Source organism: Shewanella sp. SM101, from assembly GCF_025654465.1.
GTDB lineage: Bacteria > Pseudomonadota > Gammaproteobacteria > Enterobacterales > Shewanellaceae > Shewanella > Shewanella oncorhynchi.
Genome location: NZ_JAKKRH010000002.1, coordinates 68,113 through 91,112 on the forward strand (window position 1 = coordinate 68,113; position 23,000 = coordinate 91,112).

A 23,000-nucleotide genomic window follows, 5' to 3' on the forward strand; every position below is an offset into this window, starting at 1 on the left:
GCCATTGGAGTGCTTGTTAAAATGACAAGGGTAAAATGTTTTTTACCTGTAAAACAAACACGTTGGCGCTTAATCTATAGCGCTTAGTCTAAGTAATTAAGAATACCTTGGGCGGCATCGCGACCTTCGGCAATGGCTGTCACGACTAAGTCAGAACCACGCACCATATCACCACCGGCAAACACTTTCGGGTTTGTGGTTTGGAATGGGTTTTCATCTAACTTACTCGCTTTGACTCGGCCCCATTGATCGAGCTCGATACCGTGCTCGGCAAACCAAGGTGCTGGGCTAGGTTGGAAACCAAAGGCAATAATAATCGCATCGGCTTCGAGCAACTGTTCGCTACCGGCAATCGCTTCGGCGCGTTGACGACCGCTTGCATCGGCCTTGCCCATGGCGGTTTCAACGCATTCAATGCCGATCACTTTGCCATCTTGGGTTTTAATTGCCACAGGTTGACGGTTAAACAGGAAGTTAACGCCTTCCTCCCGCGCATTTTGCACTTCACGACGTGAGCCTGGCATGTTGGCCTCGTCCCGGCGGTAAGCACAGACTACGCTGCTTGCACCTTGTCTGACGGCTGTGCGCACGCAATCCATCGCAGTATCACCACCGCCTAATACCACCACACGTTTACCTTCAAGGTTCAGGTAGGGCGTTTCAGTATTCTGGGTGCCCATTAAATGATGGGTGTTACCAATCAAATAGGGCAGGGCTTGGTATACGCCTTGGGCATCTTCACCCTCAAGGCCTGCTTTCATCGCGGTATAGGTGCCCATACCGAGGAAGACGGCATCGTATTCTTCGAGCAGTTTAGTAAATGGGATGTCTTTACCGACAGTGACACCGAGTTTGAACTCAATGCCCATGCCTTCTAATACACTGCGACGGGTCGCCATAACGGCTTTGTCGAGTTTAAAAGACGGAATACCGTAGGTGAGTAGACCACCAATTTGTGGATATTTATCAAAGACCACAGCTTTAACACCGTTGCGAGACAGAATATCCGCGCAGCCTAAACCCGCAGGACCCGCACCGACAATCGCCACTCGTTCAGGGCGAGGCGTGACCTTGCTCATATCGGGGCGCCAGCCTTGGGCGATCGCTGTGTCGGTAATGTATTTTTCGACATTACCGATAGTGACAGCGCCAAAGTCGTCGTTCAGAGTACAAGCACCTTCACAGAGTCTGTCCTGTGGGCAAACACGGCCGCAGATTTCGGGTAGCGTGTTGGTCTCATGCACTAAATCTGCCGCTTCCATGATGCGGCCTTGTTCCGCTAGCTTGAGCCAGTTAGGAATATAATTGTGTAGCGGGCACTTCCACTCACAATAAGGATTGCCGCAATCTAAACAGCGGTCCGCTTGCTCAGCCACTTGAGGCTGAGCAAAAGGCTGATAGATCTCAATAAACTGAGTCGCACGTTTAGCCGCAGGGTGTTTAGCGGGGTCTTTACGACCCACTTCAATAAATTGAAAATCGTTACTCATGCGCCATTACCCCGCTTTTACAACTAATTCTGGGCTCGATTTCTCTAATTTGAGCAGATCGGCCACGGCAATATTTTTAGGTTTTACTAATACGAAGCAATCTAACCAGTTACCAAAATCACTTAAGATCATCTTGGCATGTTCACTGCCCGTTTCGGCCACGTGGGCTTCAATCAGACCTTTTAAATGTTGTTGATGAATAGGTGATTCGAGTTTTTGAGTATCGACAAGCTCAGTATTCACACGGCGATTGAAGCGGCCGAATTGATCGAACACATAGGCAAAACCGCCTGTCATCCCAGCGCCGAAGTTCACCCCTGTTTTACCAAGGACAACCACAATGCCGCTGGTCATGTATTCGCAGCCGTTATCGCCAAGCCCTTCGACCACAGCCATCGCCCCAGAGTTACGGACTGCAAAACGCTCGCCCGCTTGACCCGCGGCGAAGAACTTGCCGCCCGTCGCGCCGTAAAGACACGTGTTACCGACAATGGCGCTGCGCTCACTTTGGAACGGGCTGCCAATTGGCGGGTAGATGACGATTTGGCCGCCAGACATGCCTTTACCCACATAGTCGTTGGCATCGCCGCAGAGTTTTAACTCAAGGCCTGGGCTGTTCCACACGCCAAAGCTTTGGCCAGCACTGCCGTTAAAGCTCAGTTTGACCGGCGCTTTGGTGCCTTTGACGCCGAGTGTGCTCGCGATATAGCCTGACAACGTCGCGCCAACGGAACGGTCGGTGTTGTTGATGCTGTAAGCAGCATCGAAACTCTCGCCCTTATCGACGGCGCTTTGGCATTCGTTTAATAAATGCTGGTTAAGCAGCCCTAAATCCGCCGGTGGATTGGTTTCTTGCCAAGTGCGTGACGAGGTTGCTGGCACTTTGGGTTGATACAAAATCGGCGATAAGTCGAGCCCTTGTTGCTTAGCGGTTTGACCTTCGAGGGCATATAACCATTCGCTGTGGCCGACTAAGTCTTCAAACTTACTCACCCCTAAGGTCGCCATCCATTCACGAACTTCCTGTGCAACAAACTCAAAGTAAGTCATCACTCGCTCTGGCAGACCATGGTAATGGTTGTCACGCAGGTTTTTATCTTGCGTTGCTACGCCAGTCGCGCAGTTGTTCAAGTGGCAAATACGCAGGTATTTACAACCTAGGGCGATCATAGGCACAGTACCAAAACCAAAGCTTTCGGCGCCTAATAACGCGGCTTTAATCACATCGGTACCGGTTTTTAAGCCGCCATCGACCTGCAGGCGAATTTTATGGCGTAGACCATTTTCCACTAGCGATTGATGCACTTCGGCTAACCCTAGCTCCCATGGACTGCCCGCATATTTCACTGAGGTAATTGGGCTAGCACCTGTGCCGCCGTCATACCCTGAAATCGTGATCATGTCCGCATAGGCTTTGGCCACGCCGGTGGCGATCGTGCCCACACCGGGTTCTGACACAAGTTTCACTGAAATCAGCGCTTTAGTATTGATTTGCTTCAAGTCGAAAATCAGCTGGGCTAAATCTTCGATAGAGTAAATATCGTGGTGCGGCGGCGGTGAAATCAAGGTCACACCAGGACGTGCATGACGCAGTCCGGCGATTTCAACGCTGACTTTATGGCCGGGTAACTGACCACCTTCACCGGGTTTTGCCCCTTGGGCGACTTTAATTTGCAACACATCGGCATTAACTAAATAATGCGCCGTGACGCCAAAGCGTGCCGAGGCAATCTGTTTAATTGCAGAGTTTCGTTCAGTATTAAAGCGGCGTGCATCCTCACCACCTTCACCTGAGTTCGAGCGGCCGCCTAAGCGGTTCATTGCAATAGCCAGCGCTTCATGGGCTTCGGGGCTCAAAGCACCGATACTCATGGCTGCGCTGTCAAAACGTGAATATAGATTTGATGCCGCTTCTACATCGGCGACATTAATCGATGTTTGCGCGCCCTTAATACCGATTAAGTCACGCAGTGTGGCCACGGGACGATTGTCGACGAGTTCGGCGAATTTTTTATAGCTCGCAAAATCTTTGTCAATCAATGATGCTTGCAAGGTGTTGACCACATCAGGGTTGAAACAGTGATACTCGCCGCCCTCAACGTATTTTAGTAGGCCACCTTGCGGTAATGGCACATGGGCACGGTAGGCCGCTTTGTGCAGAATCGCTTGGTCTTGGGCGATTTCTGCAAAGCCTGCACCCTCGATGCGGCTAATTACGCCTTTAAAACACAGTTCGATCACTTCGCTGGCAATGCCTATGGCTTCAAATTGTTGGCTGCAACGATAGGAGCCGACAGTGCTGATGCCCATTTTGGACATGATCTTACGCAAGCCTTTTTCGATGCCGTAGCGGAAGTTCAACATCAATGCCGTGGTATCGGTTAAGTCATGGCGTTTCGCCAGTTCGGAAATTGACTCATACACTAAATACGGATAAATCGCCGTGGCACCAAAGCCAAGCAATACGGCAAAGTGATGCGGATCTCGCGCCGATGCGGTTTCAACAATAATGTTGGTATCGCAGCGTAGGCTCTTATTCACTAGCATTTGCTGCACAGAACCGACAGCCATGGCCGCGGGGATCACTTGCGCCGTTTTACCTATGGCTCTATCCGAAAGGATCAACAAAGTCGTGCCGCTGCGGGCTAAACGTTCGGCTTCGGCTGTGATGCGGCGAATGGCGCTTTCTAAGCCTTCCTGTGGTTCGTAATTTAAATCGACAATATTGGCGCGATAGTAAGTGCTATCTAATCCCAGTAACTGGTTAAAATCACTGAATAATAAAATAGGTGAATTGAACATTACCCGGTAAGCATGCCCAGTCGTTTCATTGAAGAGGTTCTGTTCACGGCCAATACAAGTGGTCAATGACATGACGTGCTTTTCACGTAAGGGGTCGATAGGTGGATTCGTTACTTGAGCAAATTTCTGCCTAAAATAGTCATACAGTGAACGTGACTTTTTCGACAATACCGCCATAGGTGTGTCGTCGCCCATAGAACCTGTGGCTTCTTCACCTTGCTTCGCCAATACCCAAATGACTTGTTCTAATTCCTCACGGGTATAGCCAAATTGTTTTTGGTATTGCAACAATAGTTCAGGGCTTAACTCGCTGGCACCGTGCTGCTCAGAGGCTAAATCTTCCGCTGGCGTTAAAGTACGGCTGTTCTTCGCCATCCACTCTTTATAAGGGTGGCGACGTTTCAAGTCGTTATCAATCTCAAAGGATTGGTACAGGCGGCCGTTCAAGGTATCTAATACCAGCAATTCGCCAGGCCCAACACGGCCTTTTTCAATCACTTCATCGGCGGCGTAATCCCAAATTCCAACTTCGGAAGCTAAGGTCAAAATACGATCTTTTGTGATCACATAACGTGATGGACGCAGACCATTACGGTCAACAGCGCAGGCGGCATGGCGACCGTTGGTCATCACAATACCTGCCGGACCATCCCAAGGTTCCATGTGCATAGAGTTAAAGTCGTAGAAGGCTTTTAATTCGTCATCCATTTCCGGATTACTTTGCCAAGCAGGCGGGATCAATAGACGCATGGCACGGTATAAGTCCATGCCACCAGATAACAGCATTTCCAGCATATTATCTAAAGATGAAGAGTCTGAGCCTGTTTCATTCACAAAGGGAGCGGCCTGCTGCAAATCTGGCAGTAGCGGTGAATTAAACTTATAGGCACGGGCGCGGGCCCATTGACGGTTACCCGTAATCGTATTGATTTCGCCGTTATGGGCTAAATATCTAAACGGCTGAGCTAATGGCCATTTAGGAGAAGTATTCGTTGAGAAACGTTGATGGAATAGGCAGATAGAGCTTTTTAAGCGAATGTCCGCGAGATCGGGATAAAACGCGGGCAAGTCCACAGGCATCATCAGACCTTTATAGACGATAACTTGGCCTGACAAACTCGCGACATAGAAGTCTTTGTCGTCGGTGATCTGCTGCTCTAGGCGGCGACGCGCCATATAAAGGCGACGTTCCAAGTCTTTTTCACGCCAGCCAATGGGGGCGTTGATCAGCACTTGATAGATTTGTGGCAGGCTAGCCTTGCCAATTTCACCTAACACATCGGGATTGACAGGCACCTTGCGCCAGCCTGCAATACTTAAGGTTTCACGCTCGAGTTCGCGCTCAAGAATAAACTTGGCTTGGTCAGCCAGTTCATCATCTTGACTTAAAAACAGCATACCTACGGCAAATTTTCTGCTCAAATGCCAATCATTTTCCGCGGCAATCGCTTCAAAAAATTGCACGGGTAATTGCATTAATAAACCACAGCCGTCGCCAGTGCGACCGTCGGAGGCAATGCCCCCTCGGTGCTTCATGCGATCTAGACCATGGATTGCCGTGCGCACTATACGGTGGCTGGCTTCGCCATCCATCTGTGCTATCAACCCAAAACCACAATTGTCCCGCTCAAAACTGGGATGATATAAGCTCATACAAAAACCTCCCTAGACCTCAACTGATTACTACTCGGGGAGAAAATGTAAAGACTTTCTATAGATATGCACCCGAACCACCCAAATTAGCCTGAGATTCAATAAAGGTCAAACCAAAAATTTGCATAAAACATGGGTATTAATTCATGTTTCATACACAAATCACAATTGCATTACGTTAACGTCAACAGTAAAATGTGTTGTATAACATTATGAATAAAAAGAATTTTAAAAACTATCAAACTCAAAATTTACCAAGGTGTAACATGCTGATGGGATTGTTTTTGATTTAGAAATAGTGATTTTTATTGCAAACACAGTATATAGGTAAAAAATTAAAATTGTTGAATTGTTATTCATTTTTGATGTGAGCAAGATCTCAGCGGTAAGCTGGCTAATTTGAGGATGCGCACATTTATGATAATAACGGTATGAGTCAGGCAGGAATTTGATGTAGCGTCAAGAAACCTCTCGCTACCTTGTTTACACTAAGCTTTTTCTTCTATTTGTTCACGTATTTTCTTTTCTATTTGTGATTTTATCTTGGTTATTCTCAATGAAGCGATATGAAATTTGGTGGGTGCTCTAATGGGGCTTGATGCATATGTGAATACCTTTGGTGCCGTTTGCAAGGCACGATATGGCACCCGACTGCGAAAACTCACTATTGATGCTAAGTTTACTTGCCCTAACCGTGACGGCACTTTGGGGCGTGGAGGTTGTACTTTCTGTAATGTGGCGTCATTTAGCCATCAAACCGCCGATGTATTGAGTATTACTGAGCAACTTGAACAGGGTAAGAGCCGCTATCGTGAGGCGAAGCCTCAGGCACAAGCCGATAAATTTATTGCTTATTTTCAAGCCTACACTAGCACTTACGATGAATATCAAGTGTTAATGGCTAAGTACGATGAAGCGGTTAAAGATGGCGAGATAGTCGGTTTATGTGTTGGAACTCGCCCCGATTGTGTGCCGAATAATGTACTGGATTTACTGGCGCGCTATCAGGAAAAAGGTGTCGATGTGTGGTTAGAGCTCGGGTTGCAAACAGCCAAAGATGAAACACTGCGTAGAATTAACCGTGGCCATGATTTCGCCTGTTATTGTGACACTGTGTCTAGGGCGAGAGCTCGCGGTCTTAAGGTGTGCACTCATCTCATTCTTGGCTTACCAGATGAAACCCATAGCGATTATATGGCGACTTTAGCTGCTGTATTGCAGCAGGGCGTTGATGGTTTGAAGCTACATCCTTTGCATATTGTCGAAGGTAGCATTATGGCTAAATCGTGGCGAAGTGGGCGCTTACCTTTATTGAGTATTGAGGATTATGCCCACAGTGTCGGTGAGATGATCCGCCATACTCCCGCGGAAGTGATTTTTCACCGTGTCACCGCTTATGCGAAAAAACCTATGCTATTAGCACCCGATTGGTGTGCCTATCGTTGGGATGGATTGGTGGCGATTGTGGATAATCTGCAGCTTTATGGTGGACAAGGGCACGCATTAGCGCAACGATAGAGGCAAGTTAGTGGGATAAATTTACTCCCTAAATGTTATGTCGTCGCTATTATGTCGTAAGCGTTTATTTACGACTATTAGTTTGTTTTTTGTTAATTTTAATCTGAATTAGACCATGAATATCGCTATAAGTTGCACTGACAATTTTAGTGGGTATCATGTGATAAATTCGTTTTAAGCATTGAACCACTTAAGGGAGGCCTTATGGCCACAGTTGAATTAGAAGCAATCCTAGATCTCAATACTCTCGAACAGTACTGCAGCGCCATTGGTGCCGGTACCTTACTCAAGAGTGTGGTTTTATTTGAGCAGCTAATGCCTGAATATGTTGGAAATCTAGTGAAGGCTAACGACGCAGCAGACAAAGATACCTTATGTTCAGAAGCACATAAATTTAAAGGTGCTGCAGGTTCTGTGGGGTTAAAACGTATTCAGCAGATCGCCCAGTTATTACAGCATGGCGAAGAAGCAAGATGGGATGCTGAACATGGCTCTTGGGTTGCTGACATCGTTGAACACGCGAGTGCAGATTTACAACAGTTAAAGTTATTCCTCCAAGCCAAAGCATAAAATATTACTTGCTAAGGTACGTTAAGGCGCAGCAATAATGTCTATTGTTGCGCTCAATTGAGTGAATCTTGCATTGGTTTTACGATTAAGTTTGTTGTTTTCGACATTTTCTTGTTAGCGCTTTTCCCATCTTATTTTGATACTCCCACTTAAGTTTTACGGCGAACCGATTGAATATCGATTCGGGTCACAATCCTGATATCTTATGCCGCGTTATTGCTCATCACTTATGCTAAAGTAGATTTAATTTCTTAATTCATAACCTTCATGGCAATCGAGAAAATGAAAAGTTTACCTAGCTTAAAAAACTTATTCTATTTGGTGAATCTCCATCAAGAGCAGAATTTTAACCGCGCCGCTAAGGTGTGTTTTGTCAGTCAATCAACGCTTTCAAGTGGGATCCAAAACCTAGAAGAGCAGTTAGGACATCAGTTGATTGAGCGAGACCATAAGTCATTTATGTTTACCGCCATTGGTGAAGAAGTGGTGCAGCGCGCCCGTAAAATTCTCACTGATGTGGATGATTTGGTGGAATTAGTGAAAAATCAAGGTGAGCCGATGACGGGGGATATTCGCTTAGGCTGTATTCCAACCATAGCGCCTTTCCTATTGAGTCGTGTGATCCGCCAGTGTCAGCAATCTTATCCAGCGATGAGTTTATTATTGAAGGAAGATACCACTGAGCGTTTGCTAGATGCTTTGGGTAAAGGAGAGCTGGACTTATTGATCCTAGCGCTACCCGTTGATACTAGCGGTTACCACAGCATGAAAGTGGGCATAGATCCTTTCAAAATGGTAGCCCACAAAGATTTAGCGGGTGGCATACATCAACCTATTGATTATCAAACTCTGCCGGACGAGAGTATTTTTCTTCTGCAAAGTGAGCATTGCATCACAGGCCATGCTATTACTGCATGTCAGCTAGGTGATAGTGCGAAAGTCAATCCGTTTGCCGCCACCAGTTTGCATACTTTAGTGCAGATGGTGAACAGTAAACTGGGCACCACGTTTCTTCCGCAAATGGCCATTGACGCGGGTATTTTGAATGACACAGATTTAGTGGTGATGACGCCACCGGGTGAAGCACCTTACCGTGATATCGGCCTGGTCTGGCGTCAAACCACCAGTCGGATCTTAACTTTCCGCACTTTAGGGTTAATGATCCAAAAATTATTAGCTAAGGACGAGGAATAAACTGACTGTAACTGCAAAGCATTAATTCAAGCTAAAGCTTAAAGTCGATTACAAATCAAAGCGGGGAAACGCCAAACACTTCAATTGAGTGTTGTTTCCCTTTGAGTTTGACTGGGCCTAGATTTGATAGGTGATACTGAGTGTTGGGGTTATCTAAACGTCCCGCGAGTGCACCCGAAATCAACATGCGCTGTCCTAGTGGATTACATTGGTCTTGCAGTCTTGCTAAGGTATTGAGCACGTCACTAAAGAAACTAATTTCTTGTTTCTGTACACCAACAACTGCAGCGACGACTTGGCCACAATGGGCCGCCGCTTTAAATTTCGGCACAAAGCCATAATGCTCTTCAAAGTAGCGGCGTTGCCAGTTCAGTTGTTGGCTAAATTCAAAATAGATATTCATGCAGCGGTCGTGAACTATCCCTTCTTCTAATGGCCAGTGAAGCAGCACTGCATCTCCCATATAGCGGTAGATTTCAGCTTCGTTATTGGACACAGTATCTGAAAGTAAACTAAAGCTGTCTTGGATCAATCGACTAAAGCGGTAATCGCCAAGTGATTCGGCATGTGTGGTTGAGGCGACCATGTCTAAATAGAGGAATAAGCGCTGTTCATATCTTGGCTTATGGTATTTACCAAGGCCTATGTTGAGTAAAATACGCGGCCCGACTAATAATGCCATTTGTTCGACAAAAGCTAAGCTGACTCGTACGACGACCAGATATACGATCAATGCTTGGAATGAAGGACTATAGAGAATGTGCGCCGTCAGCATTTGTCTGAGGGTCGACATGTGATTTTCGATGGCCCACATATTTAAAAACTGAGTCATGTAAGCTAACGTCGTAGCACCCAGTAATAAAAACAAGCCCTTAAAGATGACTGAAAACACATAGGGGAGGCGATTGATTGCACTGAAATCGGCAATGACGTTCGACATCCAATGTAAGCTGCCGAAAATAATCCCCATGTAGATAGCAAGTGTTGCGAGATCAGCCGAACTTACCGCCCATTGGGGCAGCTCTGGTGATTGGGCATATCGAAAAAACACGAATGCAGCCATGGCAATCGCCCAAGCTAAAATCGCAAAAAGGAGTTTTTTCGCTTGTCTACGTGCTCTCACTGCTTGATTGGTATCCGAATACGGCTGTGATTTCAGGATGCCGTAGTTTATAGAAAAGAGTCACCTTAGTGCCAGTGAAATTTGTGATCTGGATCAATCCAAGTCCATATCGTTACTAAAAATTAACCAAATACCTTATTAAGTATCATAGCAGTGAAACTGGTCTTTAAATAAAAGCCCCTAGGGTTGGTCATTTTGAGGCTACCATCTTCGGCAATGCTTTGTGTTAACGCCTTACTATTAGCGGCCTTAGGGCGCAATTGCAGCACTTCGCCGTGGCGCGCTGTAAGCCTCTCTACTTTTCCGAGGGCGATAAGCTCCATGATCTCTTCCCAATCCTGTTGCAGTAATTGCAACTCGTGCGGATCTGGTTCCCACAATATTGGTGTACCTATACGGCGCTCACCCACAGGAATATGCCTCTCTCCTTCAACGGGTACCCAAAGTACTCGCTGTAACTTATGGCAGACTAAGCTGTTTTGCCAGGTTAATCCTTGGATATTCGATAGCGGCGCCACGCAGACATATGTGGTCTCCAGCGGTCGCCCCTGTGTATCAATGGGGATAGTTTTAAGCTCGACTCCTAAATGTAGAAAATCTTGCTCAGGTTTAGAACCCGCCGTTGCGCCTAATTCCATTTCGATTAGTTGACCGACCCAACCTTTATCGCGTTTAAGATCCTTGGGGACACGAATGCTTCTTTGGCTGGCTATCTGCGCCAAACTTACGCCCGCCATCATGTTGGCACGTTCGAGTAGTTCAGATAGATTTTCAGGGGGGATAATTCGATTCATGACTGGATTTTACTTAAAAATAACCGCTTAGCAATGGTGGTTAAAAAATGAGCCCTACAGGGTGGATTAACTTGTACCGAATGTTTTTATTCTAAGTGACTGATTTTAAATTTTATATCCGTGTTAACCCCCGTTTTGCAAAAAAGTGTTCAAAGTTACTCTCTGCTTTCCCTTGCGTTCCCCACATACTTATCCACAGATATTATGGATAACTCAGTAAAGTGAGCCTCTTAACCTAATAAAAATCCTAAGTCAATGCGAATAAAGTGCATTTATTCTGGCTTTTGTGGACAGTTGTGGACACTATTTGTGTATAAAGTTGAGTAATATCGCGAGAATGATATAAATACTTCTTGCTGGTCAAATAATGAGCTTTATTGGTTTTTTAGTCTAAAATAAATCGTGATTAACGTGCAAGTTTATGAATTTGTTTGCTATTAAGTTTTAACTCTAAATTTTGAAAACGATGGTAAATAGATGTTTTTTGAACGTTATAACAAGTTCACCTGAGTTTCAAACAGAGATATCCACAGAAAATGTGGATATCCCCGGATTCCATCCCCTAGTATTGTTGATAAATGTCTTTTAAGTCAGATGTTATCCAAAGCTTAGGATAAAATAGAGGTTTGCTGAGAGACTAGCTTTATGAAACAATCAGTTTATTAAAATTTAATGTGATTTGGAGTCCATGTGATTGATAGCGACGGCTTTCGCGCAAATGTGGGCATTATAATTTGTAACAGATATGGCCAAGTCATGTGGGCTAGACGTTTCGGTCAACACTCATGGCAATTTCCTCAAGGTGGCGTCGATGATGGCGAGACAGCAGAAGAGGCTATGTACCGTGAGTTGTATGAAGAAGTGGGCCTAAGACCTGAACACGTGCATATATTAACCTCGACCCGTTCTTGGTTGCGCTATCGTTTGCCAAAGCGTTTAGTGAGGCAAGACAGTAAACCTGTGTGTATCGGGCAAAAACAAAAGTGGTTTCTGTTACAACTGAAAAGCCAAGATAGTGCGATTAATTTGAGTTCTTCTGGGCATCCTGAATTTGACGATTGGCGCTGGGTAAGTTATTGGTATCCTGTGCGGCAAGTTGTGTCATTTAAGCGTGATGTTTATCGTAAGGTGATGAAAGAGTTTGCGGTAACGGCATTGTCATTCCAAACCCTAGAAATACCTAGGAAACGGGGAAGACAAAAAACAACGGGCTGATTTCAAAAGAGGATTGAAAACAGTGTTAAATACGCTTAGGGATATTACTCAGGCTGTGGCATCTGCCCACAGTTTGGAAACCGCATTAGAAATCTTAGTTTCATCGACTAAAGCGGCGATGGAAACCCAATGTTGCTCCATCTATATCCTAGAAGAGCAAGAACTCGTGTTATCTGCAACCGATGGCCTTGAAAAAAGCGCCGTTGGTCGAGTACGTATGCCGCTGACTGAAGGTTTAGTTGGACTCGCTGCCCAGCGAGAAGAGGCCGTTAATTTAGCAGATGCTCGGCTTCATCCAAGGTTTAAGCTTTTTCCTGAAGTCGCCGAAGAAGAATACCGCGCTTTTTTAGCTGTACCTATTATCTACCAGAAGGCTGTGGTAGGGGTGATAGTGGTACAGCAGGCGAGTGCTCGCCAATTCAGTGAGGGTGAAGAAGCCTTCCTGATGACGCTCGCCGCCCAATTAGCGATGGCGGTGCGTGGCTTAAAACAAAAAGCACAAGTCAGCTCCCATCATCAACAAATTCTGTTTCAAGGTACTTCAGCGTCAAACGGTATCGCCATTGCGTATGCCTTCGTACTTGGTGGGGAAATCCCCCTTGAACAGCCTGAGGTGCGTTCTGACGATATTGCCTATGAATCGAGTCGCTTAACCACGGCTATGGTGCGTTGTAAAGAAGCGATAGGTGCCTTATCTCAACGGTTTGATCGTGAGCAAGATGACGAAGTTGTCTCCATTTTCAATGCATTACAGTTACTGCTTGATGATGCTAGTTTAGGCGGCGAATATACCCGTGAAGTGCAATTAGGCTGGGCTGCTGAGTCGGCGGTGAGTCGAGTGTCTCTACGTTATATTCAACAGTTTTTAGCAATGGAAGACCCTTACCTTAAGGAGCGGGCTAGCGATATTCGCGACTTAGGTCAAAAAGTATTGCGCCAACTTATTGAGCCAGAACGTCTAGAGCTTGAGCCCGATAAACCTGTAATCCTCATTACCCGTGAAGCCGATGCGACTATGTTGGCTGAGTTCCCAAGGCAAAAGCTTGCGGGTATTGTCACTGAGCTTGGTGGCGTAAACTCCCATGCCGCCATTTTAGCCCGTGCCTTAGGTGTGCCTGCTATTACAGGTGTAGAGCAACTGTTATCTGCCAATATTGACCAAAAACTTTTAGTCGTCAACGCAAGCCGTGGTCAGTTATTGGTGTCGCCATCACCTGCGATTGTCGGTGAGTATCGTAGCCTGATTTCGGCACAAAAAGCCTTGCAACGCCAGTATGCCCAAGAATTAGCGCTGCCTTCTGTAACCTTAGATGGTTCACGTATTCGCTTGTATCTCAATGCGGGATTACTCAGTGGTGTGGCCTCTGAAATTGCAGAGGGCGCCGACGGTATTGGGCTTTATCGCACTGAAATTCCTTTTATGTTGCAACAGCGCTTCCCGAGTGAATCTGAGCAAGTCAAAGTCTATCAACAGGTCTTATCGGCAGCGTCCGGTCGACCTGTGGTGATGCGTACTTTAGATGTGGGAGGCGATAAACCTTTACCGTATTTCCCGATTAAAGAAGACAATCCTTTCCTTGGATGGCGCGGTATTCGCTTGTCTCTGGATCATCCTGAGCTGTTTTTGGTGCAGTTACGGGCCATGCTACAGGCTGGGGGAGACGGTAAACAGTTAAGTATTTTGCTGCCTATGGTCAGCAACTTAGATGAAATCGATCAATCCTTAGAATATTTGCAACAAGCCTATGTTGAATTAAAAAACGATGTTAACAGCGACATAGTGATGCCACGCATAGGCATTATGCTCGAAGTGCCCGCCATGTTATATCAGTTGGATGATGTGGCAAAACGAGTGGATTTTGTCTCTGTTGGTAGTAATGATTTAACCCAATATTTATTGGCTGTTGACCGTAATAACCCGCGGGTGAGCTCGTTATTTGATAGTTATCATCCTGGAATATTGCGGGCTTTGCATCAGGCGCACCTCGATTGTCGGTACCATAAACTCGATATTAGTATCTGTGGAGAGTTAGCGGGCGAACCTATGGGGGCCATTTTGCTGGTGGCTATGGGATACGATCAGTTGAGTATGAATCAGGGCAGTTTAGCGCGGATCAATTATCTATTGCGTCGTGTTGCGCGGGCCGATTTAGATCAATTACTTGCTAAAGCGCTGAGCCTATCAAACGGCTTCCAAGTGCGTGAGCTGGTTAAAGAATATTTGACCCAGCAGGGTCTCGCAACAATTCTTAATTAACTAATGCTGTTTTTTGCTTTAAGCTAAGGCCCTCAATTTATCACGCTGTAGGTACTCGTGTGGATAGTTTGTTGTTGGTGTTCTTTATTTGCTTGGCTTTAGGCGCATTTGTCGGCTTTATGGCAGGATTATTAGGTATCGGTGGCGGCTTGATTGTAGTGCCGGCACTGCTTTATATTTTGCCATCGGTCGGTATTAGCTCTACTCAGCTCCCCCATATTGCAATTGCCACTTCGCTAGCAGCCATTATTCTCACCTCTATTTCGTCGGCACGTGCCCACCATAAGCGTGGCAATGTGCCTTGGGATTTATTCAAATCAATGTTACCGGGCCTGATTATAGGCGCGCTGGCTTCAGGTTTTATTGCTGAGCGTATTCCCGCTGATAAGTTACAACAAGGTTTTGCCATCTTTGTGATTTTAATGACAATTCAAATGGCTTATCCCGTTAAGGCCGAATCAAATCGTCAATTACCTAATTCAGTAGTGCTTTTTGTTGTATCGGCTTTTGTTGCGGTTTTGGCAGGTTTGACCGGGATAGGTGGCGGTATACTGATAGTGCCATTTTTGACTTTTTATGGTTTACAGATGCGTCAAGCCGTGGGCTTTTCTGCGGCGATGGGCTTCTTAATCTCTCTTTCTGGCAGTTTCGGCTATATTATTGCAGGAATGAATGCCCCTGAGTTGCCCTATGGTACCTTAGGCTATATCTATTTACCTGCATTGTTTGGTTTAGTGATCACTTCTGTCTTGATGGCGCCTGTGGGGGTAAAAGCGGCGAGCACTTGGCCAACACCTGTACTTAAAAAGATATTTGCATTGTTACTTCTATGTGTCGGCCTTAAGTTAATTCTGACCTAGTTTTTATGCTTATCTTTGTTTTAGGCTGCTAATGGATGTGTTATGGCGTTGAGTTTCCCCAATATCGATCCCGTGATCGTTTCATTTGGACCGTTTAATCTTTTTGGACAAACCTTTGAACCGGCACTGCGTTGGTATGGTTTTACCTATTTAGTCGGATTTGTTGCGGCCATGTGGTTGTTGAACCGCAAAGCCGACCGTTCAAAGGGGATATGGACGCGGGAGCAAGTTTCAGATTTACTCTTTTATGGTTTTCTTGGGGTGATTTTAGGTGGCCGTATCGGTTACGTGCTTTTTTATCATTTCGATTATTTCCTCGCCAGTCCCCTCTATTTATTTAAAATCTCTGAAGGTGGCATGTCCTTCCACGGCGGTTTGCTGGGCGTGATTACGGCGATGCTCTATATCGCGTGGAAACAAAAACGTACTTTTTTTGCTGTCGCCGATATGGTGGCACCTGTTGTGCCTATTGGTTTAGGCGCTGGTCGTATTGGTAACTTTATCAACGGCGAGCTTTGGGGACGAACCACTGATCTGCCTTGGGCTATGGTGTTTCCAACTGGTGGGCCTGACCCACGTCATCCATCCCAGTTGTATCAGTTCGCCCTTGAAGGCGTAGCATTATTCCTATTACTTTACTGGTTTAGCAAACGTACCAATAAAGTCGGTGCCGTCTCTGGTATGTTCTTAGTCGGTTACGGTATGTTCCGTATTATGGTTGAAACTGTGAGGCAACCCGACACACAGTTGGGACTCTACTGGGGATTTATGACTATGGGGCAGATACTCTCTGTGCCTATGGTGTTAATCGGTTTGTACTTGATTTTTCGTAAGCAAGGTAAGCAGCAATGAAACAGTATTTAGACTTAATGAAGCATATATTAGCCGAAGGCGTGGATAAATCGGATCGCACAGGTACTGGGACTCGCTCGGTATTTGGCTATCAAATGCGCTTCGATTTGAGCAAAGGTTTTCCTTTGGTGAGCACCAAAAAATGCCATATGCGCTCTATCATTCATGAATTGCTGTGGTTTCTGAAGGGTGAAACTAACGTTGCCTATTTACGCGAAAACAAGGTCAGTATTTGGGATGAATGGGCCGATGATAATGGCGATTTGGGCCCAGTTTATGGTGCCCAGTGGCGCAGTTGGCCAACCCAGAGTGGTGATGCTATCGACCAGATTTCGCAAGTTATCGCCCAGATAAAATCTCAACCAGATTCTCGCCGTCTTATCGTTTCTGCTTGGAACGTGGGCGAACTGGATAAAATGGCTTTGGCACCGTGCCACGCGTTTTTTCAGTTCTATGTAGCCGATGGCAAATTATCTTGTCAGCTGTATCAGCGTAGTTGTGATGTGTTTCTTGGTTTGCCATTTAATATTGCCAGTTATGCTTTGTTAACTATGATGGTCGCCCAGCAATGTGACTTGGCCTTAGGTGATTTTGTGTGGACGGGTGGCGATACCCATTTATATTCTAATCATATGGAACAGACGGCACTGCAGTTAAGTCGTGATCCAAAACCGTTGCCGACCATGACTATTGTACGCAGACCTGAGTCGATTTTTGACTATCAATTCGATGATTTTGAATTAACAAACTACGCTCCACACCCTCATATCAAAGCCCCTGTTGCTGTGTGATGCATGTTTTTTAGCCTAACACTTCGGGATAACCGAGGTGTTAGGGAGAAACTTACGATTATATTTGTTATTACAATTCGTCTACACTCAATTCATTATGATTTTTAGGAGTGCAAGATGGAAAAAGCAATTAGAAATTTTCTGAGCCAAGAGTCGGCTGGCGGTATCCTACTATTGGTTGCTGTTGCCTTAGCCATGCTGATGGCCAATTCCCCCTTATCTGGACTTTATCAAGGCTTTTTAGGCACTGACGTTCAAGTCAAAATTGGCGAGCTCAATATACACAAGCCACTCATCCTGTGGATAAACGATGGCTTGATGGCCATATTCTTTTTGCTGATTGGTTTAGAAGTGAAACGTGAGTTACTTGAAGGCGCCTTATCGAGTGTCGCTCAAGCTTCCCTGCCTACCTTTGCAGCCATTGGCGGCATGTTAGTCCCTGCTGGTGTGTACTTACTGTTTAACTACGGTGATCCTGTCACACAAGCGGGCTGGGCGATTCCTGCCGCGACCGATATTGCCTTTGCCTTAGGTATTATGGCGCTGCTCGGAAGCCGCGTTCCTGTTTCACTGAAAGTCTTCTTACTTGCTTTAGCTATCATCGATGACTTAGGCGTCATAGTGATTATCGCGCTGTTTTACAGTACTGACTTATCAACCATCAGTTTAGTGATTGCCAGTTTAGCGATTGCGGGCCTGGTCGGGTTAAACCGCAAAGGGGTTACTTCACTTTTACCCTATGGCATCTTAGGGTTAATTCTTTGGGTTGCCGTTCTTAAGTCTGGAGTGCATGCGACTCTGGCTGGCGTCATCATTGCTTTTTGTATTCCATTGCGGGCAAAGGATGGCAGTTCACCCTCAGAAGGCTTAGAGCATAGTTTGCATCCTTGGAGTACTTTCCTCATTTTGCCAGTGTTTGCTTTTGCCAATGCGGGCGTTTATGTCGGCAATATGAATTTGGAGACGTTAATTTCTCCTGTTCCTGTTGGTATTGCATTGGGCCTGATGTTAGGTAAGCCAATCGGTGTAATGTTATTTAGCTTTATTGCGGTGAAACTAAAATTAGCTCAATTGCCCGATGGCGTAGGTTGGAAGCAAATTGCCCCCGTCGCGGCCATGTGCGGTATTGGTTTTACTATGTCTATGTTTATTGCGTCGTTAGCCTTTGAACATGCAGACCCTATGTACGGTGACTTAGCACGCCTAGGGACCTTAATCGGTTCGATTATGGCAGCGTTAGTCGGGTATTTCTGGTTATCAAAAGTGTTACCTAAGAAAGGAGTATAACTATGATAAAGTTGAAATTAATGGGAATAGCAACGCTCTTATGTTTATCGACAACCGCGACGGCATCGCAAATTTCGGCCTGTAATCAGGATGCAAACTCGCAGACTTGCCAAAGCTATCTTGAAGGAATAGTGGATGGCGCTTTGATGTTTAAATCTGATTCCTTAGGGGCGAGATTAGAAACTAATGGTTATGAATCGAGGGCACTTAAGTATCGCGGTGGTAAACGTTTCCAAGAAGCGAATCGAACCTATTGCGCCGAACGTATTCCTGAACGTAACGTTTTAGTTTCAGGAGTCACTGAAGCGGTAAGTCTGGGGAATGCTGCCGATTTGGAGCAGTTACAAGGCATAGTTACTAACTTACTCGACTGCCAGCGTTTAAAGTAACTTGACTGGGAATCATCAGGTTTTTAATCATCTGATTTTAAACTAATCGAGTTTAAAATAACACAGTAACCCCTCAGCGCTTTGGCGTTTGAGGGAGCATTAACAGCGGGTTAGCATGCTGCACTTGAATTATAACCACTTGTATTATTTTTGGATGATTAAGAAAAAGGGCTCAGTCGCGAAGGCGGCCGAAGCCCTATGTTTGACGCCGCAAACGATAACGGGGCAAATTCGTGCCTTAGAAGATAGGTTAAACGGCAGTCTGTTCAAGCGAGTCGGGCGGACATTGGAGGCGACAGAATTAGGTGAATTGGTGTTTCGCTACGCCGATAAGATGTTTAGCCTTAGCTATGAAATGCTCGATTTACTTAATTATCAAAAAGCGGATGCCATGTTATTCGAGGTGGGTATTGCCGATGCCTTATCTAAAGCTTTAGTCAGCCGAGTTTTATTATCCGTAGTGCCTAATGACAATTCTATGCACTTAGCCTGCTATGAGGCGACTCACGAGAGCCTAATGGCGCGTTTACGTGAGCATAAACTGGATATGATCCTTTCGGATTGTGCAGGTGAGTCACTGAAATACCCTGAAATTTTATCTAAAAAATTAGGCGAGTGTGGCGTGAGTTTTTTCTCCGCTGAGACTTATAGCACTGATTTTCCTGCCTGTTTAGAACAAGGCCAGCTATTAATCCCCGGCCGTAGAACTTCACTCGGACAACAGCTATATCGCTGGTTTGACGAGCAAAATCTTAAAGTCAGTATTTTGGGCGAGTTCGATGATGCGGCCATGATGAAAGCCTTTGGTTACCTTAAACGAGGTATTTTTGTCACTCCGTCGATTTATCGCCAAGAAGTGATTTCCCATGGTATGAATTTGCTCGGTGAAACCACCGATGTGAAAGAGGAATACCATGTGATGTTTGCCGAACGTATGATCCAACATCCTGCGGTAAAGCGATTATTGGATACAGATTTTAGCGATCTCTTTGAGGGGCTCGATACGCAAGTACAACAATGCTAATTTTGTGAGCCAATATGAAGGGTTAATCGACACTTTAGTCAGTGAACTGATAGACTAATGCCAAATCTGTGTTGGGAGAAATACCTTGGAATTAATGAACATCGCAAGGGTTCGCTGGGCATGTCGCCGTGGGATGCTGGAATTAGACGTCTTGCTTCAACCTTTTGTTGAAAACTTCTATCAAGAAATGTCCGATGAAGATAAAACCGTGTTTATCCGTTTGTTGGAATGTGAAGATCCAGAATTGTTTGCTTGGTTTATGGGCCATGAAGTGTGCCCTGACACTGAACTGGCTCGTATGATAGTGAAAGTCCGTGGAAGACCGGCACCATAGTTTCAGCGTAAAAGCCTCTTTCGACCAACGACTCTCGTTGGTCGTTTTTATTGGTGTCTGTTCTAGCTCATTTCTGCTTTGGCCCCAAAGCGAGATTATCGCCTTATCTCTGCTTAAATATTTGTTTATCGTACTTGTCAGTATTTTCTTGCTGTTGCAGTTGTGGCGACTGCAGCATTGGCGTTTAGATTTTGTGCTGAGTGATAAAGGCGAGGGACGTTTGTCAACGGGGGAGCACTTTCAGGTACTAAAACGCACTTGGGTCACGCCCTTTGTTTGCTTGATTTATATCGAAGTGGATACTCAGCTGCGGCTCTTGCTGGTTTGGGCTGATATGTTAAATGATACTGACTATCGACATTTATGTCGGCTGTTGCTGCGGGCTAAAATGCAAAAGACTAAACCTCATTCTGAGATTTAGTCTGTTTATGATGAAGTCACCTATGCGTATGCGGTTACTTTTCTGGTAGTAAAATTGTTGGGCGAGGCGCGTCTAATTTCTCTGGATGATCGATATTAAAATGCAGCCCACGGCTTTCTTTACGCTCCATGGCACAGCGAATAATTAATTCGGCCACTTGCACTAAGTTACGTAATTCGAGCAAGTTATTGCTAACCCTGAAGTTACTGTAATATTCCTGAATTTCTTGCTGTAACATCAGGCAGCGGCGCAGTGCTCGCTCCAGACGTTTATCAGAGCGTACAATTCCGACGTAGTCCCACATGAATAACCGCAGTTCGTGCCAGTTATGGGCGATGACCACTTCCTCATCCGAGTTCGACACTTTACTTTCATCCCATGCTGGAATTTGTCCCGGGATTTGAATTTTATGCAGTTGGCTTTCTATGTCCTGTGACGCCGCACGGGCAAACACTAAACATTCGAGTAACGAGTTACTCGCCAGACGATTGGCGCCATGTAAGCCCGTATAGGCGACTTCACCAATAGCATAGAGACCATTGAGATCCGTTTGACCGTGCATATCTGTCATTACTCCACCGCAGGTATAGTGAGCAGCAGGCACGACAGGGATTGCATCCTTAGTGATATCAATTCCCAGATCTAAGCAACGGCTATAGATGGTCGGAAAATGCTTCATCACAAAGTCAGCATCTTTATGGCTGATATCCAGATACACACAGTCGGCACCCAGACGTTTCATCTCATAATCGATGGCGCGGGCAACGATGTCACGGGGAGCGAGCTCAGCGCGTTCATCAAAGTCCGGCATAAAGCGGCTGCCATCAGGACGACGCAGATAAGCCCCTTCACCACGCAGGGCTTCGGTGAGTAAGAAGTTGCGCGCATCTGCGTGGTACAAACACGTCGGATGGAATTGGTTGAACTCCATATTCGCCACGCGGCAACCTGCACGCCATGCCATGGCAATACCATCACCACTAGCGACATCGGGGTTTGAGGTATATTGATAAACCTTAGAGCTACCGCCTGTTGCTAACGCGACAAACTTAGCCTTAACGGTTTCGACGTGTTCTTCATTACGATTCCACACATAAGCGCCTAACACACGATTACCTGGGCGATTTAACTTACGGGTGGTGATGAGGTCGATGGCGTTATAGCGTTCTAAAACTTGAATATTGGGGTGGGCGAGTGCGCGTTCTTGCAGTGTCGTTTGCACTTCTTTGCCTGTGGCATCGGCAGCGTGCAGAATACGTCTGTGGCTATGGCCGCCTTCACGGGTTAAATGGTAAGGTGCATCTTTTGCGTTCCCGTCTGTGGTTTCTTCTTTATCGAAGGCGACGCCACATTCGATAAGCCATTGCATCGCACTCTTGGCATTTTCAGCCGTGAAAGTGACAACGTCTTTGTCACATAAACCCGCCCCTGCGATTAAGGTGTCTGCAACATGGGATTCGATAGTGTCACTTTCGTCGAAGACGGAGGCGATACCGCCTTGGGCGTAGTAAGTCGACCCTTCCGAGAGTGGGCCTTTTGAAAGCAGAATTACTTTTGCTTTTTCAGCAAGATGCAAAGCTAGTGTCAGACCTGCGGCACCGCTACCTATGACTAATATGTCAGATTGGTGTTCAACTACTTGTTTCATCGGGTATCATGATGTGACTGAAGAGTGCCAACTATGGTAAACCAACTCACCGATTATGGGTACTTTCCTTTTTACCTTACTTTTTTTGTATAATTTTTAGAACTTTTTCAAAGCCCGCGAGTCTACATAAGTGAATATGATTCGAGCGACTGAGAAATCAGCATTTTAGATTTAGGAGAAGTCGGCTCGGATGAGTGGACAATTAAGTGATCAACAATTAGTTGAGCGCGTACAACAAGGTGATAAAAACGCTTTTAACCTGTTAGTGCTTAAATATCAAAGTAAAGTCATTAGCTTGATATCCCGTTATGTACGGAACCAAGCGGACGTTGCTGATGTCGCACAGGAAGCGTTTATCAAAGCTTACAGAGCTTTGCCAAACTTTCGCGGTGAAAGTGCATTTTATACTTGGTTGTACCGCATCGCAGTAAACACTGCGAAGAATTATCTCGTATCACAGGGGCGTAGAACGCCTGCGAATGATGTTGATGCAGAAGATGCCGAATATTACGAAGGCAGTGACGCGCTGAAGGAGTTTGCCTCCCCAGAACGGCTAATGTTATCGGATGAAATCAAAAAAGTGATTTTCGATACATTAGAGACTTTGCCTGAAGAATTACGAATGGCCATCTCATTGCGTGAACTCGATGGTATGAGTTACGAAGATATTGCCATAGTCATGGATTGTCCTGTCGGGACCGTAAGATCGCGTATCTTCCGAGCTCGAGAGGCAATCGATAAAAAGCTCCAGCCTTTGCTGGAAGCCTAAATTCTTATT

The 23,000-nt window shown here is 45.8% G+C and carries 19 protein-coding genes; 14 read left to right on the forward strand and 5 right to left on the reverse strand.

What is annotated here, in order from left to right; all coding sequences use genetic code 11:
* Positions 1 to 83: 83 nt before the first annotated feature.
* On the reverse strand, positions 84 to 1,490 hold the full coding sequence (locus L5M38_RS01340; RefSeq protein WP_219252993.1) for an FAD-dependent oxidoreductase: 1,407 nt from the start codon (positions 1,488 to 1,490) through the stop codon (positions 84 to 86).
* A gap of 6 nt (positions 1,491 to 1,496) precedes the next feature.
* Complete coding sequence (gltB, locus tag L5M38_RS01345) at positions 1,497 to 5,945, reverse strand: glutamate synthase large subunit (protein WP_263178108.1); 4,449 nt, start codon at positions 5,943 to 5,945, stop codon at positions 1,497 to 1,499.
* Between the two features lie 588 nt (positions 5,946 to 6,533).
* On the opposite strand from gltB, the gene L5M38_RS01350 reads away from it, so the two are divergent.
* The 3 genes from L5M38_RS01350 (at position 6,534) to oxyR (ending at position 9,227) form a co-directional block, all read left to right on the forward strand.
* The gene (locus L5M38_RS01350) at positions 6,534 to 7,463 is read left to right on the forward strand and encodes a TIGR01212 family radical SAM protein (protein ID WP_263178110.1); all 930 of its coding nucleotides are present in this window, start codon (positions 6,534 to 6,536) and stop codon (positions 7,461 to 7,463) included.
* A 204-nt stretch (positions 7,464 to 7,667) separates the two neighbouring features.
* Positions 7,668 to 8,033 carry an Hpt domain-containing protein gene (locus L5M38_RS01355; RefSeq protein ID WP_028760840.1) on the forward strand — a complete coding sequence of 122 codons (366 nt, stop codon included), beginning with the start codon at positions 7,668 to 7,670 and terminating at the stop codon, positions 8,031 to 8,033.
* Positions 8,034 to 8,315: 282 nt separating this feature from the next.
* Positions 8,316 to 9,227, forward strand: a complete 912-nt coding sequence (oxyR, locus tag L5M38_RS01360; protein ID WP_028760839.1) for a hydrogen peroxide-inducible genes transcriptional activator OxyR — start codon at positions 8,316 to 8,318, stop codon at positions 9,225 to 9,227.
* Between the two features lie 55 nt (positions 9,228 to 9,282).
* On the opposite strand, the gene L5M38_RS01365 is transcribed toward oxyR, so the two are convergent.
* The gene (locus L5M38_RS01365; RefSeq protein WP_105249866.1) at positions 9,283 to 10,350 is read right to left on the reverse strand and encodes an adenylate/guanylate cyclase domain-containing protein; all 1,068 of its coding nucleotides are present in this window, start codon (positions 10,348 to 10,350) and stop codon (positions 9,283 to 9,285) included.
* 122 nt (positions 10,351 to 10,472) lie between these two features.
* Positions 10,473 to 11,144 (reverse strand): DNA mismatch repair endonuclease MutH, encoded by a 672-nt coding sequence (gene mutH / locus L5M38_RS01370; protein ID WP_131523041.1) that lies wholly within the window; start codon positions 11,142 to 11,144, stop codon positions 10,473 to 10,475.
* A gap of 690 nt (positions 11,145 to 11,834) precedes the next feature.
* Between mutH and rppH the strand changes: the two genes are divergently transcribed.
* The 10 genes from rppH (at position 11,835) to L5M38_RS01420 (ending at position 20,574) form a co-directional block, all read left to right on the forward strand.
* Positions 11,835 to 12,359, forward strand: a complete 525-nt coding sequence (gene rppH, locus L5M38_RS01375; protein WP_006080762.1) for an RNA pyrophosphohydrolase — start codon at positions 11,835 to 11,837, stop codon at positions 12,357 to 12,359.
* A gap of 22 nt (positions 12,360 to 12,381) precedes the next feature.
* On the forward strand, positions 12,382 to 14,616 hold the full coding sequence (gene ptsP / locus L5M38_RS01380; protein ID WP_105249864.1) for a phosphoenolpyruvate--protein phosphotransferase: 2,235 nt from the start codon (positions 12,382 to 12,384) through the stop codon (positions 14,614 to 14,616).
* A 59-nt stretch (positions 14,617 to 14,675) separates the two neighbouring features.
* Positions 14,676 to 15,476, forward strand: a complete 801-nt coding sequence (locus L5M38_RS01385) for a sulfite exporter TauE/SafE family protein (RefSeq protein ID WP_028760835.1) — start codon at positions 14,676 to 14,678, stop codon at positions 15,474 to 15,476.
* 42 nt (positions 15,477 to 15,518) lie between these two features.
* On the forward strand, positions 15,519 to 16,328 hold the full coding sequence (gene lgt / locus L5M38_RS01390) for a prolipoprotein diacylglyceryl transferase (RefSeq protein WP_263165626.1): 810 nt from the start codon (positions 15,519 to 15,521) through the stop codon (positions 16,326 to 16,328).
* A complete protein-coding gene (gene thyA, locus L5M38_RS01395) occupies positions 16,325 to 17,119 on the forward strand; it encodes a thymidylate synthase (RefSeq protein ID WP_105249861.1) in 795 nt (264 codons plus the stop codon). Before lgt ends, thyA begins: the two co-directional genes overlap by 4 nt.
* A 117-nt stretch (positions 17,120 to 17,236) precedes the next feature.
* Positions 17,237 to 18,406 carry a Na+/H+ antiporter NhaA gene (gene nhaA / locus L5M38_RS01400; protein ID WP_168823431.1) on the forward strand — a complete coding sequence of 390 codons (1,170 nt, stop codon included), beginning with the start codon at positions 17,237 to 17,239 and terminating at the stop codon, positions 18,404 to 18,406.
* A gap of 2 nt (positions 18,407 to 18,408) precedes the next feature.
* Complete coding sequence (locus L5M38_RS01405) at positions 18,409 to 18,795, forward strand: hypothetical protein (RefSeq protein WP_105249860.1); 387 nt, start codon at positions 18,409 to 18,411, stop codon at positions 18,793 to 18,795.
* Between the two features lie 115 nt (positions 18,796 to 18,910).
* The gene (gene nhaR, locus L5M38_RS01410; protein WP_263178111.1) at positions 18,911 to 19,819 is read left to right on the forward strand and encodes a transcriptional activator NhaR; all 909 of its coding nucleotides are present in this window, start codon (positions 18,911 to 18,913) and stop codon (positions 19,817 to 19,819) included.
* Between the two features lie 85 nt (positions 19,820 to 19,904).
* Complete coding sequence (locus L5M38_RS01415) at positions 19,905 to 20,153, forward strand: succinate dehydrogenase assembly factor 2 (RefSeq protein WP_028760829.1); 249 nt, start codon at positions 19,905 to 19,907, stop codon at positions 20,151 to 20,153.
* Entirely contained in the window at positions 20,134 to 20,574 is a 441-nt protein-coding gene (locus tag L5M38_RS01420; RefSeq protein WP_219250086.1) for a protein YgfX, read from the forward strand. The genes L5M38_RS01415 and L5M38_RS01420 overlap by 20 nt, the downstream gene beginning before the upstream one ends.
* A 34-nt stretch (positions 20,575 to 20,608) precedes the next feature.
* Here the strand turns inward: L5M38_RS01420 and nadB are convergent, their stop codons facing one another.
* A complete protein-coding gene (gene nadB / locus L5M38_RS01425; protein ID WP_028760827.1) occupies positions 20,609 to 22,222 on the reverse strand; it encodes an L-aspartate oxidase in 1,614 nt (537 codons plus the stop codon).
* Positions 22,223 to 22,412: 190 nt separating this feature from the next.
* Between nadB and rpoE the strand changes: the two genes are divergently transcribed.
* On the forward strand, positions 22,413 to 22,991 hold the full coding sequence (rpoE, locus tag L5M38_RS01430; protein WP_028760826.1) for an RNA polymerase sigma factor RpoE: 579 nt from the start codon (positions 22,413 to 22,415) through the stop codon (positions 22,989 to 22,991).
* The last annotated feature ends 9 nt before the right edge of the window (positions 22,992 to 23,000 follow it).